The organism is Pseudomonas sp. PDM16 (assembly GCF_014851865.1).
Classification (GTDB): Bacteria; Pseudomonadota; Gammaproteobacteria; order Pseudomonadales; family Pseudomonadaceae; genus Aquipseudomonas.
This window is the reverse complement of sequence record NZ_JACVAM010000001.1, coordinates 575,872-589,249: the sequence shown is the minus strand read 5'-3', so window position 1 is coordinate 589,249 and position 13,378 is coordinate 575,872. Positions and strand designations below refer to the sequence as shown.

At 60.6% G+C, this 13,378-nt stretch carries 15 protein-coding genes; 14 read left to right on the top strand and 1 reads right to left on the bottom strand.

Annotated elements, in window-relative coordinates:
- Window positions 1-21: 21 nt before the first annotated feature.
- Window positions 22-1,473 (bottom strand): chromosomal replication initiator protein DnaA, encoded by a 1,452-nt coding sequence (gene dnaA, locus IB234_RS02665; RefSeq protein ID WP_192313423.1) that lies wholly within the window; start codon window positions 1,471-1,473, stop codon window positions 22-24.
- Window positions 1,474-1,998: 525 nt separating this feature from the next.
- Between dnaA and rpmH the strand changes: the two genes are divergently transcribed.
- The 14 genes from rpmH (at window position 1,999) to IB234_RS02595 (ending at window position 13,370) form a co-directional block, all read left to right on the top strand.
- On the top strand, window positions 1,999-2,133 hold the full coding sequence (rpmH, locus tag IB234_RS02660; protein ID WP_021702523.1) for a 50S ribosomal protein L34: 135 nt from the start codon (window positions 1,999-2,001) through the stop codon (window positions 2,131-2,133).
- A 14-nt stretch (window positions 2,134-2,147) separates the two neighbouring features.
- On the top strand, window positions 2,148-2,543 hold the full coding sequence (rnpA, locus tag IB234_RS02655) for a ribonuclease P protein component (RefSeq protein WP_192313420.1): 396 nt from the start codon (window positions 2,148-2,150) through the stop codon (window positions 2,541-2,543).
- Window positions 2,536-2,772, top strand: coding sequence for a membrane protein insertion efficiency factor YidD (gene yidD, locus IB234_RS02650; RefSeq protein WP_192313417.1), 237 nt, complete (start codon window positions 2,536-2,538; stop codon window positions 2,770-2,772). The genes rnpA and yidD overlap by 8 nt, the downstream gene beginning before the upstream one ends.
- A 3-nt stretch (window positions 2,773-2,775) precedes the next feature.
- Window positions 2,776-4,446 (top strand): membrane protein insertase YidC, encoded by a 1,671-nt coding sequence (gene yidC, locus IB234_RS02645; RefSeq protein WP_192313413.1) that lies wholly within the window; start codon window positions 2,776-2,778, stop codon window positions 4,444-4,446.
- Window positions 4,447-4,524: 78 nt separating this feature from the next.
- Window positions 4,525-5,892 carry a tRNA uridine-5-carboxymethylaminomethyl(34) synthesis GTPase MnmE gene (gene mnmE / locus IB234_RS02640; protein WP_192313410.1) on the top strand — a complete coding sequence of 456 codons (1,368 nt, stop codon included), beginning with the start codon at window positions 4,525-4,527 and terminating at the stop codon, window positions 5,890-5,892.
- A gap of 389 nt (window positions 5,893-6,281) precedes the next feature.
- Window positions 6,282-8,174: a tRNA uridine-5-carboxymethylaminomethyl(34) synthesis enzyme MnmG gene (gene mnmG / locus IB234_RS02635; protein WP_192313407.1), complete on the top strand. Its 1,893-nt coding sequence runs from the start codon at window positions 6,282-6,284 to the stop codon at window positions 8,172-8,174.
- A complete protein-coding gene (gene rsmG, locus IB234_RS02630) occupies window positions 8,174-8,821 on the top strand; it encodes a 16S rRNA (guanine(527)-N(7))-methyltransferase RsmG (RefSeq protein ID WP_192313404.1) in 648 nt (215 codons plus the stop codon). The genes mnmG and rsmG overlap by 1 nt, the downstream gene beginning before the upstream one ends.
- A gap of 11 nt (window positions 8,822-8,832) precedes the next feature.
- Entirely contained in the window at window positions 8,833-9,621 is a 789-nt protein-coding gene (locus tag IB234_RS02625; RefSeq protein ID WP_192313401.1) for a ParA family protein, read from the top strand.
- A gap of 8 nt (window positions 9,622-9,629) precedes the next feature.
- Window positions 9,630-10,502: a ParB/RepB/Spo0J family partition protein gene (locus IB234_RS02620; RefSeq protein ID WP_192313397.1), complete on the top strand. Its 873-nt coding sequence runs from the start codon at window positions 9,630-9,632 to the stop codon at window positions 10,500-10,502.
- Window positions 10,503-10,657: 155 nt separating this feature from the next.
- Window positions 10,658-11,065, top strand: a complete 408-nt coding sequence (locus tag IB234_RS02615; RefSeq protein WP_192313395.1) for a F0F1 ATP synthase subunit I — start codon at window positions 10,658-10,660, stop codon at window positions 11,063-11,065.
- A gap of 16 nt (window positions 11,066-11,081) precedes the next feature.
- On the top strand, window positions 11,082-11,951 hold the full coding sequence (gene atpB, locus IB234_RS02610) for a F0F1 ATP synthase subunit A (protein ID WP_192313393.1): 870 nt from the start codon (window positions 11,082-11,084) through the stop codon (window positions 11,949-11,951).
- 88 nt (window positions 11,952-12,039) lie between these two features.
- Window positions 12,040-12,297 carry a F0F1 ATP synthase subunit C gene (atpE, locus tag IB234_RS02605; RefSeq protein WP_173210797.1) on the top strand — a complete coding sequence of 86 codons (258 nt, stop codon included), beginning with the start codon at window positions 12,040-12,042 and terminating at the stop codon, window positions 12,295-12,297.
- A 53-nt stretch (window positions 12,298-12,350) separates the two neighbouring features.
- On the top strand, window positions 12,351-12,821 hold the full coding sequence (locus IB234_RS02600; protein ID WP_137973935.1) for a F0F1 ATP synthase subunit B: 471 nt from the start codon (window positions 12,351-12,353) through the stop codon (window positions 12,819-12,821).
- Window positions 12,822-12,833: 12 nt separating this feature from the next.
- Window positions 12,834-13,370 carry a F0F1 ATP synthase subunit delta gene (locus tag IB234_RS02595; protein WP_192313391.1) on the top strand — a complete coding sequence of 179 codons (537 nt, stop codon included), beginning with the start codon at window positions 12,834-12,836 and terminating at the stop codon, window positions 13,368-13,370.
- Window positions 13,371-13,378 lie beyond the last annotated feature (8 nt).

Genomic DNA, 13,378 nt, shown 5'->3' with positions numbered 1-13,378 from the left:
CTTGCCTTATGGGCTGCGTATTCAGGTGGTCAGTGTGCGCAGCAGGTTCTTGTAGTCCTCGCGGATATCCGCGTCGGCTTCGCGCAATTCAGCAATCTTACGACAGGCGTGCAGTACTGTGGTGTGGTCTCTTCCGCCAAAAGCATCACCGATTTCCGGCAGGCTGTGGTTGGTCAATTCCTTGGACAGCGCCATGGCGACCTGACGTGGTCGCGCCACCGAACGGGAACGCCGCTTGGAGAGCAGATCGGCAATCTTGATTTTGTAGTACTCGGCCACGGTGCGCTGGATATTGTCCACGCTCACCAGCTTGTCCTGCAGGGCCAGCAGGTCCTTCAGCGACTCGCGGATCAGCTCGATGCTGATCGGCTGGTTGGTGAAGTGCGAGTGGGCGATCACCCGTTTCAGCGCGCCTTCCAGTTCACGCACGTTGGAGCGGATGCGCTGGGCAATGAAGAAGGCAGCGTCGTGCGGCAGATCGACCTTGGTCTGCTCGGCCTTCTTCATCAGGATGGCGACGCGGGTTTCCAGCTCCGGCGGCTCGACCGCGACGGTCAGGCCCCAGCCAAAGCGCGATTTCAGTCGCTCTTCCAGGCCCTCGATTTCCTTCGGGTAGCGGTCGCTGGTGAGGATCACCTGCTGGCCGCCTTCAAGCAGTGCGTTGAAGGTATGGAAAAACTCCTCCTGGGAGCGCTCCTTCTTGGCGAAGAACTGGATATCGTCGATCAGCAGCGCATCGACCGAACGATAGAAACGCTTGAACTCGTTGATCGCGTTGAGCTGCAGCGCCTTGACCATGTCTGCGACGAAGCGCTCGGAATGCAGGTACACCACCTTGGCGTTGGGGTTCTTCTTCAGCAGGTGGTTGCCCACCGCGTGCATCAGGTGGGTTTTGCCCAGGCCGACGCCACCATAGAGGAAAAGCGGGTTGTAACCGTGCTTGAGGTTGTCCGCTACCTGCCAGGCCGCAGCGCGAGCCATCTGGTTGGACTTGCCCTCGACGAAATTCTCGAAGGTGAAGGTGCGGTTCAGGTAGCTGGTGTGCTTGAGCGCGCCTTCAACCTGAACGGTGCGTTCGGTCGGGCGACTGGCCGCTGGAGCCGGAGCAGTGCTCACCAGCGGATCGCTGGCGAGAGGCTCGTCGGCCACGGCAACAGGAGCAGCAGCTACCGGTGCACTATTAATAGAAGAAGAGGGCGTCGGCGTGGCCATGCGTGGAGCGGCACTGCGCTTACTACCGATCAACAAGGAAAGGGCGGGAGCCAGGCCGTTGGCACGCTCAGCCAGCAGCTCCAGCAGGCGTACCATGTATTTCTCATTGACCCAGTCGAGCACGAAACGGTTGGGCGCGTAGACGCGCAGCTCGTCGCCAGCGGATTCCACCTGCAAGGGGCGGATCCAAGTATTGAATTGTTGAGCAGGCAACTCGTCGCGAAGCAGCTCCACACACTGCTGCCAAAGTTCTACGGACACTGATATCCCCTGGGATCGCTACGATTGGCGAAGCAAAAAATCAGCCTGCATTGTAGTCCTGGGGGCTAGAGTTATCCACACGAATAAGCGATTTCAACCGAGCAAAATCAATGATTTATTTATGTTTCCAGGATTCCCAGGGAAATTCAGAAACGCTGTGGATAAAGGTAACTGAGGGCTGGGTAAAAGCCTGGGAGTAACCCTCTGGAAAAACCATCTGTGGGTAAATCGACGATTCCTGCACAGGTCTTGCACCTGCTGCAAACACCTCGCGCACCGTTTTCCGACAACCTTATCCTTCCATACAAGGTAGCCCTACCGTGCGCTAGGGGTACTTTTCCACAGCGCCGCTACCCCCTATTAGGTTTTACAAGAACAAGCTCTTTAGAGAATTTCTTTCCTTTTATCTTTCTTTGTACATTCGAGCTGGTTGGAAATTGACCTGAGGCCTCGGTTTCACTAGAATCGCCGGTCTCTTTAAACGGGGGCCATCCAGGCCCGTATGGACCACCCAGGTAGATCGCCATGAAACGTACTTTCCAACCCAGCACCCTCAAGCGCGCTCGCGTTCACGGCTTCCGTGCCCGCATGGCCACCAAGAACGGCCGTGCAGTCCTGTCCCGCCGTCGCGCCAAAGGTCGCAAGCGTCTGACCGTCTGAATAAGCCGGAACGGGTGGTGAGTCGAGGCTTCGGCCGGGAAAAGCGTCTGCTGACCCCCCGGCACTTCAAAGCAGTCTTTGACTCACCGAGCGGCAAGGCTCCTGGCAAGAATGTCCTGCTCCTCGCACGCGCCAACGATCTCGAGCATCCCCGACTGGGACTGGTGATCGGCAAGAAAAGCGTCAAGCTCTCCGTCGAGCGAAACCGCCTGAAACGTCTGATCCGGGACTCCTTCCGGCTCAATCAAGAGTTTCTGGCAGGTATGGACATTGTCGTGGTGGCACGCAAGGGTCTTGGCGATCTGGATAACCCGGAACTGCACCAGCAGTTCGGCAAACTCTGGAAGCGCCTGGCCAAGCAGCGTTCCGAAGCCGCACCTCCCGGGGTAAGCGACAGACCCCATGCGTAAACTGGCGATCCTCCCGATCCAGTTCTACCGCTATGCTATCAGCCCCTTGATGGCCAGCCACTGTCGCTTCTATCCCAGCTGTTCCTGCTACATGCAACAGGCCATAGAGACCCATGGTGTGTTGCATGGTGGCTGGCTTGGCATACGTCGCCTCGGCCGCTGCCATCCTTGGAATCCCGGTGGCTACGATCCGGTTCCACCCTCTCCCCCCTCTTCGATGACCGAGTAATCCATGGACATCCAACGCTCGATCCTGCTCGTCGCACTGGCCATCGTGTCCTACCTGATGGTTCTGCAGTGGAACGAGGATTACGGCCAGGCTGCTATCCCAGCCAGCGCCAGTGCCACCGTGGGTGGTAAACCCGCCGCGAACCTGCCGGACGTTCCGAGCAGCAATGCCGCTGACGATGTGCCGACTGCCAATGGCGAGGCTAACCCGCAGCTGGCTGCCCCTGCGGCTGTCAGTGACGAACTGATCCGTGTGAAGACCGATGTGCTGGAACTGGCTATCGATCCAAAAGGCGGTGATATCGTCCAACTAACCTTGCCACTCTACCCACGTCGCCAGGACCGCCCGGACGTACCATTCCAGCTGTTCGACAACGGCGGCGAGCGTACCTACCTGGCACAGAGCGGCCTGATTGGCTCCAACGCACCGGACAAGTCCAGCGGACGTGCTTTGTGGAGCAGTGACAAGCGCAATTATGAACTGGCAGAAGGCCAGGACAAGCTGGTGGTGGAGCTCACTTACGCAGAAGCCGGCGTCAACTACGTCAAGCGCTTCAGCTTCGAGCGCGGCCAGTACGACCTGGGCGTCACCTACAAGGTCGACAACCAGAGCGGCCAAGCCTGGAGCGGCAACTTCTACGCCCAGCTCAAGCGCGACAACAGCGCCGATCCATCGTCCACAACCGCTACCGGCACTGCGACCTATCTGGGCGCAGCCCTGTGGACCGCCGAAGAGCCTTACAAAAAGGTGAAGATGGGCGACATGGACGACAAGAACCTGCGCGAAACCGTGCAGGGTGGTTGGGTCGCCTGGCTACAGCACTACTTCGTCACCGCCTGGGTCGCCAACAAGGACGACAGCAACAGCGTGCAGACCCGCAAGGACAGCCAGGGCAACTACATCATCGGCTTCACCGGCCCGCAGCTGAGTGTCGCCGCCGGCGCCAGCGCCGAAACCGGTGCCGTCCTGTACGCCGGTCCGAAGATCCAGGAACACCTGAAGCAGCTGTCCCCAGGCCTCGAGCTGACCGTCGACTACGGCATCCTGTGGTTCATCGCTCAGCCGATCTTCTGGTTGCTGGAACATATCCACAACCTGCTCGGCAACTGGGGCTGGTCGATCATCGTCCTGACCATCATCATCAAACTGGCGTTCTTCCCGCTGTCCGCCGCCAGCTACCGTTCCATGGCCCGCATGCGCGCCGTGTCGCCGAAGCTGGCTGCGCTGAAGGAACAGCATGGCGACGATCGCCAGAAGATGTCCCAGGCGATGATGGAGCTGTACAAGAAGGAGAAGATCAACCCGCTCGGTGGCTGCCTGCCGATCCTGGTGCAGATGCCGGTATTCCTGGCCCTCTACTGGGTGCTGCTGGAAAGCGTCGAGATGCGTCAGGCCCCGTGGCTGGGCTGGATCACCGACCTGTCGATCAAGGATCCGTTCTTCCTGCTGCCGATCATCATGGGCGCCACCATGTTCATCCAACAGCGCCTGAATCCGACTCCGCCGGACCCCATGCAGGCCAAGGTGATGAAGCTGATGCCGATCATCTTCACCTTCTTCTTCCTTTGGTTCCCTGCCGGTCTGGTGCTGTACTGGGTGGTCAACAACTGCTTGTCCATCGCCCAGCAGTGGTACATTACCCGGCAGATCGAGGCCGCGACGGCGAAAGCCTGAGTCCGCTGAAGCTGCACAAGACGCCCCCTCGTGGGGCGTTTTGCTATCCGCAATTTATCCACAGCCGAGAACCGAACCATGACCACAGCCCGCGAAACCATCGCCGCCGTCGCCACCGCCCAGGGTCGCGGAGGTGTGGGCATAGTTCGGGTCTCTGGGCCGCAGGCGCGGGCCATCGGCATCAGCCTCGGCGACCTGCAGCCCAAGCCGCGCCACGCCCACTATGGTGCCTGGCACGACGGCGATGGCCAGGTGATCGACCAGGGCCTACTGCTGTTCTTCCCCGGCCCGCATTCCTTCACCGGCGAAGACGTGCTGGAACTGCAGGGCCACGGCGGCCCGGTGGTGTTGGATATGCTGCTACAGCGCTGCCTGCAGCTCGGCGCCCGCCAGGCGCGACCTGGGGAGTTCAGCGAACGTGCCTTCCTCAACGACAAGCTCGATCTGGCCCAGGCTGAGGCTATCGCCGACCTGATCGAAGCCAGCTCGACCCAGGCTGCGCGCAATGCCCTGCGCTCGCTACAGGGCGAGTTCTCGCGGCGGGTGCATGAACTGACCGAGCGCCTGATCCAGCTGCGCATCTATGTGGAGGCAGCCATCGACTTCCCCGAGGAGGAGATCGACTTCCTCGCCGATGGCCATGTGTTGAGCCAGCTGGATGGAGTGCGCGACTACTTATCCACAGTTATTCGCGAAGCCGGCCAGGGCGCCCTGCTGCGCGACGGCATGAACGTGGTGATCGCTGGCCGGCCCAATGCTGGCAAGTCCAGTCTGCTCAACGCCCTGGCCGGGCGCGAGGCGGCCATCGTCACCGATATCGCCGGCACCACCCGCGACGTGCTGCGCGAACATATCCACATAGACGGCATGCCGTTGCACGTGGTCGATACCGCCGGCCTGCGTGATACCGATGACCAGGTCGAGCGTATCGGCGTGGAACGTGCACTCAAGGCTATCGGCGAGGCGGATCGGGTGCTGTTGGTCGTCGACTCCACCGCCCCGGAGGCAACCGATCCCTTTGCCCTGTGGCCGGAGTTTCTCGACGCCAAGCCTGATCCGGCACGGGTCACCCTGATCCGCAACAAGGCAGACCTGTCCGGCGAAGCGGTGCTGCTGGATACCTGTGAGGATGGCCATGTGACCATCGCGCTGTCTGCCAAATCAGCCGAAGGCCTGGATCTACTGCGAGAACACCTGAAGGCCTGCATGGGCTTCGAGCAGACAGCCGAAAGCGGCTTCAGCGCCCGCCGTCGCCACCTCGAAGCATTGCGCCAGGCCCAGACCAGCCTCGAGCACGGCCGCAATCAACTGACTTTGATGGGCGCCGGTGAGCTGTTGGCCGAGGATCTGCGTCAGGCCCAGCAGGCCTTGGGTGAAATCACCGGTGCCTTCAGCTCGGATGACCTGCTCGGGCGCATCTTCTCCAGCTTCTGCATCGGCAAATAAGCTTTCTGAACCCTGTGGAAAACCACGCCTGAGCCCAGTCGATAAGCCTGGTGATAAGGGGTTGGAAAAACTGCCTGTGCATAAATTACGTTTTCATCCACAGGTGCTCTCCAGCTTTCCCAGCGGATAACGCCAGGAATGGCACAGTCTTATACATCGCTGCAGATCATGGCATATGGAGGTTGTAGCAATCTATCCACAGAAATCCGCTACACCATACATAAACATAAAAACTAAGCTTTATAAGATTTCTCTCTTTTATTCTCTATTTTCCTGAAAGACATCAGCCTGGCTATTTTTTGTGCAGAAGACTTCATTCGGACAGGCCAACTCCCTATACTTGCCACCCCTTTTCCAATCCCCCTTTCTCAACAGGCACGAGGTGCGTGGTGGACTTCCCTTCCCGTTTTGACGTGATCGTGATCGGCGGCGGTCATGCCGGTACCGAGGCTGCGCTGGCAGCCGCACGCATGGGCGTGAAGACCCTGCTGCTGACCCACAATGTGGAAACCCTCGGCCAGATGAGCTGCAACCCAGCCATCGGCGGTATTGGCAAGAGCCACCTGGTCAAGGAAATCGATGCCCTCGGCGGCGCCATGGCGCTGGCTACCGATAAAGGCGGCATCCAGTTCCGTGTGCTCAACAGCCGCAAGGGCCCTGCCGTGCGCGCCACTCGTGCCCAGGCTGACCGTGTGCTGTACAAGGCGGCAATCCGCGAGATCCTGGAAAACCAGGCGAACCTGTGGATATTCCAGCAGGCGGCGGACGACCTGATCGTCGAGCAGGGTCAGGTCAAGGGCGTAGTGACCCAGATGGGTCTGCGTTTCATGGCTGACAACGTGGTACTCACCACCGGTACCTTCCTCGGCGGACTTATCCACATTGGTCTGCAGAACTACTCAGGCGGCCGTGCCGGTGATCCGCCCTCGATTGCCCTGGCCAAGCGCCTGCGCGAGCTGCCGCTGCGTGTTGGTCGCCTGAAGACTGGCACCCCGCCGCGTATCGACGGCCGTTCCGTGGATTTCTCAGTAATGACTGAGCAGCCCGGTGATACGCCGATCCCGGTGATGTCCTTCCTTGGTAACAAGGACATGCATCCACGCCAGATCAGCTGCTGGATGACCCATACCAATGCGCGCACCCACGAGATCATCGCCAGCAACCTGGATCGCTCGCCGATGTATTCCGGGGTGATCGAGGGCATCGGCCCGCGTTACTGCCCGTCGATCGAGGACAAGATCCATCGCTTCGCCGACAAGGACAGCCATCAGGTGTTCATCGAGCCGGAAGGTCTGACCACCCACGAGTTGTATCCCAACGGCATCTCCACCTCGCTGCCGTTCGACGTGCAGCTGGACATCGTGCGTTCCATCCGCGGCATGGAGAACGCCCACATCGTGCGTCCCGGCTACGCCATCGAATACGACTACTTCGATCCGCGCGACCTCAAGTACAGCCTGGAGACCAAGGTCATCGGCGGCCTGTTCTTCGCCGGCCAGATCAATGGCACCACCGGTTACGAAGAAGCCGGTGCCCAGGGCCTACTGGCCGGCGCCAACGCCGCGCTGCGTGCCCAGGGCAAGGATGCCTGGTGCCCCCGTCGCGACGAGGCCTACATCGGCGTGCTGGTCGACGACCTGATCACCCTGGGTACCCAGGAGCCGTATCGCATGTTCACGTCACGCGCCGAATACCGGCTGATCCTGCGCGAGGACAACGCCGACCTGCGCCTGACCGAGAAAGGCCGCGAGCTGGGCCTGGTCGACGACACCCGCTGGGCTGCCTTCGAGGCCAAGCGCGAGGGCATCGTCCAGGAAGAGCAGCGCCTGAAGAGCACCTGGGTACGCCCCGGCACGCCGCAGGGCGATGCCATAGTCGCGCGCTTCGGCACGCCGTTGGCCCATGAGTACAACCTGCTCAACCTGCTGGCCCGCCCGGAAATCGACTACGCGGCCCTGGCCGAAGTGACACAAGCGCCGCAGGTCGATGCCCAGGTCGCCGAGCAGGTCGAGATCAAGACCAAGTACGCCGGCTACATCGACCGTCAGCAGGAAGAGATCGAGCGTCTGCGCGCCAGTGAAGACACCAAGCTGCCGGCCGATATCGACTACGCAAGCATTTCCGGCCTGTCCAAGGAGATTCAGCACAAGCTCGGCAATGCCCGCCCCGAGACCCTCGGTCAGGCCGGTCGTATCCCGGGCGTGACGCCGGCGGCGATCTCGCTGCTGTTGATCCATTTGAAGAAACGCGGCGCTGGCCGTCAGTTGGAGCAGAGCGCCTGATGTCCCAGGTCACCCAATGCCATGCCGAGGAACTCGCGCAAGGCGCGCAGACGCTTGGCGTCGCACTTACTGCGACGCAGCAGGAACAACTGCTCGGCTACCTGGCCCTGCTGATCAAGTGGAACAAGGCCTACAACCTAACCGCGGTGCGTAACCCGGACGAGATGGTCTCGCGCCATCTGCTCGACAGCCTGTCCGTGGTGCCCTTTGTCGCTGAGCGCGGCGCTAGCTGGCTGGATGTCGGCAGCGGTGGCGGCATGCCCGGTATCCCCCTGGCCATCCTGTTCCCCGAGCGGCGCTTCACTTTGCTCGACTCCAACGGCAAGAAGACCCGTTTTCTCACCCAGGTGAAACTGGAACTCAAGCTGGCCAACCTGGAAGTTGTCCACAGCCGCGTCGAGGAATTCCGCCCGGAGGTGCCGTTCGCCGGCATCTGCTCGCGCGCCTTCAGTTCGCTGGAGGACTTCAGCAACTGGACCCGCCACCTCGGTGACGCTGACACCCAGTGGCTGGCGATGAAGGGCGTACAGCCGGACGACGAGCTGCAAGCCCTGCCGGCGGACTTCCGCCTGCAAAGCTGCGAGGTACTGCGGGTTCCCGGTTGCCAAGGCCAGCGCCATCTGTTGATACTGCGTCGCTCGGTCTAGGGGGAAGCAAGATGGCCAAGGTATTCGCGATCGCCAATCAGAAAGGCGGGGTCGGCAAGACCACCACCTGCATCAACCTGGCCGCCTCGCTGGTGGCCACCAAGCGTCGCGTGCTGCTGATCGACCTCGATCCCCAGGGCAACGCCACCATGGGTAGTGGTGTGGATAAGCAGACCTTGGAGCACTCGATCTACGACGTACTGACCGGCGAGAGCACCGTCGGCGAGGCCATGCAGTTCTCCGAGCACGGCGGCTACCAGTTGCTGCCGGCCAACCGCGACCTGACCGCCGCTGAAGTCGTCCTGCTCGAAATGAAGATGAAGGAAAGCCGCCTGCGTTATGCGTTGGCGCCGATCCGCGAGAACTACGACTACATCCTCATCGACTGCCCACCGGCGCTGTCCATGCTCACGGTCAACGCCCTGGTCGCCGCCGATGGCGTGATCATCCCCATGCAGTGCGAGTACTACGCATTGGAAGGCCTGACCGACCTGATGAACAGCATCCAGCGCATTGGCGAGCTGCTCAACCCGACTCTGAAGATCGAAGGCCTGCTACGCACCATGTACGACCCGCGCATCAGCCTGACCAACGATGTCAGCGCCCAGCTCAAGAGCCATTTCGGCGAGCAGCTGTATGACGTGGTCATCCCGCGCAATGTGCGCCTGGCCGAGGCGCCCAGCTTCGGCATGCCGGCGCTGGCCTACGACAAGCAATCCCGTGGCGCCATTGCCTACCTGGCACTGGCCGGCGAGCTGGTGCGTCGTCAACGCTCCGCCGCGAAAACCGCAACCGTATAAGGAATCCCATGGCCATCAAGAAGCGCGGGCTCGGCCGCGGACTGGACGCCCTGCTCGGTGGCAGCACCGCCGCTACCTTGGAAGAACAGGCGGTCAAAGCCGACAGCCGCGAGCTGCAGCACCTGCCACTGGACCTGATACAGCGTGGTAAGTACCAGCCGCGCCGAGACATGGACCCGTCTGCTCTGGAAGAGCTGGCCAACTCGATCAAGGCCCAGGGCGTGATGCAGCCGATCGTGGTGCGCCCCATCGGTGGTGGCCGTTTCGAGATCATCGCAGGTGAGCGTCGCTGGCGTGCCAGCCAGCAGGCCGGCCTGGACAAGATTCCGGCCATGGTCCGCGAAGTGCCGGACGAAGCCGCCATCGCTATGGCGTTGATCGAGAACATCCAGCGCGAAGACCTCAATCCGATCGAGGAAGCCGTGGCCCTGCAGCGCCTGCAGCAGGAGTTCGAACTGACCCAGCAACAGGTCGCCGATGCAGTGGGCAAGTCGCGCGTCACCATCACCAACCTGCTGCGCCTGATCGCCCTGCCGGAAGAGATCAAGACCCTGCTCGCCCACGGAGATCTGGAGATGGGCCACGCCCGTGCCCTGCTCGGCCTGCCGCTGGAACAGCAGGTCGAAGGCGCGCGACATGTTGTCGCACGCGGCCTGACTGTGCGCCAGACCGAGGCACTGGTCCGTCAGTGGCTGAACAGCAAGGAAAAGCCTGTTGAGAAGGTCAAGGCCGACCCGGACATCAACCGTCTGGAACAGCGCCTGGCCGAGAAGCTAGGGGCTCCGGTGCAGATCAAACATGGTCAGAAGGGTAAGGGTCAGCTGGTGATCCGCTACAACTCGCTGGATGAGCTTCAGGGTGTCCTCGCTCATATCCGCTGAAATCCGGACACAATTGCACATGTAGCGAGCGGTCGGAATTCACTACCGGCCAGTTGAACGGGGTGGGAACCGCCCCTATACTCTGCGCGCATTTTGTCGGCACAAAGTATGCCAAGTTGTTGATTTGACGTGCCGACCTAGAGGAACAGCAAGAGATGGATGTCCGCATGCAAAAGCGCCTGCCCTTCCATCGTTTACCGGTCTTTCCGGTGCTGCTGGCCCAGTTGGTCGTGATCCTGTTGGCTGCCGCCGTTCTGTACGGCTGGCGCGGACCGGTAAGTGGCTACTCGGGACTCTGTGGGGGGCTGATTGCCTGGCTTCCCAACCTGTACTTCGCCCACAAGGCATTCCGCTTCAGCGGCGCCAGGGCCGCCCAGAACATCGTCCGGTCTTTTTATGCCGGCGAAGCGGGCAAGCTGATTCTGACGGCAGTGCTGTTTGCGCTGGCGTTCGTAGTGGTGAAACCACTGGAGGCGCCTGCTCTTTTTGGCGTCTTTGTGCTGGCGCTCAGCGTCGGCTGGTTCGCTCCGCTGCTGATGAGAACAAGACTTTCGAGACCTTAGAGCGTTTGAGGCAAACATGGCAGAACAAACCGCTTCGGGCTATATCCAGCACCACCTGCAGAACCTGACCTTCGGGCAGCTGCCGAATGGTGACTGGGGCTTCGCCCACACCGCGCAAGAAGCAAAGGAAATGGGCTTCTGGACCTTCCACGTAGACACCCTGGGCTGGTCGGTAGTTCTCGGCCTGGTGTTCATCCTGCTGTTCCGCATGGCCGCCAAGCGCGCCACCAGCGGTCAACCGGGTGGTCTGCAGAACTTCGTCGAAGTGCTGATTGAGTTCGTCGACGGCAGCGTGAAGGACACCTTCCACGGCCGTAACGCCCTGATCGCCCCGCTGGCCCTGACCATCTTCGTCTGGATCTTCCTGATGAACCTGATGGACCTGGTGCCGGTGGACTTCCTGCCGGTCCTGGCTGCGAAGATCGCCGGCAACGACCATCTGTTCTTCCGAGTCGTACCGACCACCGACCCGAATGCCACCCTGGGCATGGCCCTGTCGGTGTTCGCGCTGATCATCTTCTACAGCATCAAGGTCAAGGGCATCGGCGGCTTCCTCGGCGAGCTGACCCTGCACCCGTTCAGCAGCAGCAACATCGTTGTGCAGATCCTGCTGATCCCGGTGAACTTCCTGCTCGAGTTCGTCACCCTGATCGCCAAGCCGATTTCTCTGGCTCTGCGTCTGTTCGGCAACATGTATGCCGGCGAACTGATCTTCATCCTGATTGCCGTGATGTTCGGCAGTGGTCTGTTCCTGCTCAGCACCCTGGGTGTTGCGCTGAACTGGGCGTGGGCTGTGTTCCACATCCTGATCATCACCCTGCAGGCGTTCATCTTCATGATGCTGACCATCGTCTACCTGTCGATGGCACACGAAGACAACCACTAAGAGGCTTCGGCCTCTTTAGGTAACCAAAACCGCTTTACCGCTTCACTTAAACCTTTAAACAAATACGACGTAAAAGTCGGGAGGAAAAATGGAAACTGTAGTTGGTCTCACCGCGATTGCTGTTGCCCTGCTGATCGGTCTGGGCGCTCTGGGTACTGCCATTGGCTTCGGCCTGCTGGGCGGCAAATTCCTGGAAGGTGCTGCTCGTCAGCCGGAAATGGTTCCGATGCTGCAGGTGAAAATGTTCATCGTCGCCGGTCTGCTGGACGCCGTGACCATGATCGGTGTTGGTATCGCCCTGTTCTTCACCTTCGCTAACCCGTTCATCGCTCAGATCCCGGCCTAATCAACTCTTCGAGTTGATTAGCTGGATAGACAACGAACGAGCGAGGTATTGGCGTGAACATTAATGCAACCCTGATTGGCCAGGCCGTTGCGTTCTTCATTTTCGTGCTGTTCTGCATGAAGTTCGTATGGCCTCCGGTCATCACGGCTCTGCGCGAACGCCAGAAGAAGATCGCTGATGGTCTGGACGCCGCCAACCGTGCGGCTCGCGATCTGGAACTGGCCCACGAGAAAGTGGCCCAGCAACTGCGCGAAGCCAAAACCCAGGCTGCTGAAATCATCGAGCAAGCCAAGAAACGCGGTACTCAGATCGTCGACGAAGCCCGTGATCAGGCTCGTGTCGAAGCTGACCGTGTGAAGGCTCAGGCTCAGGCCGAGATCGAACAGGAACTGAACAGCGTCAAAGACGCCCTGCGTGCCCAAGTGGGTGCCCTGGCCGTTGGCGGTGCCGAGAAGATCCTGGGTGCATCCATCGATCAAAACGCGCATGCGGAGCTGGTTAACAAACTGGCCGCCGAAATCTAAGCGAGGGCGATCATGGCAGAACTGACCACGCTGGCCCGACCTTACGCCAAGGCTGCTTTCGAGCACGCTCAGGCCAACCAGCAACTGGCCTCCTGGTCAGCCATGCTCGGCCTGGCTGCAGCGGTGTCGCAAGACGACACTATGCAACGCGTGCTCAAGGCCCCGCGTCTGACGAGTACAGAAAAGGCCACCACTTTCAACGAAGTGTGTGGTGACAAGTTTGATGCCCAGGCACGCAACTTCATTTCCGTCGTCTCCGAAAACGATCGTCTCGATCTGTTGCCGGAAATCGCCGCCCAGTTCGAGCTGTACAAAGCCGAGCAGGAGAAGTCGGTAGACGTGGAAGTGACCAGTGCCTTCGCATTGAGCACCGAACAGCAAGACAAACTCGCCAAGGTTCTCAACGCACGGCTCAGCCGAGAAGTGCGTCTGCACGTGACGGAAGACGCCTCCCTTATCGGTGGTGTTGTGATCCGCGCGGGCGACCTGGTTATCGATGGCTCGGTTCGCGGCAAAATCGCGAAGCTGGCCGAAGCGTTGAAATCTTGAGTTTGAAG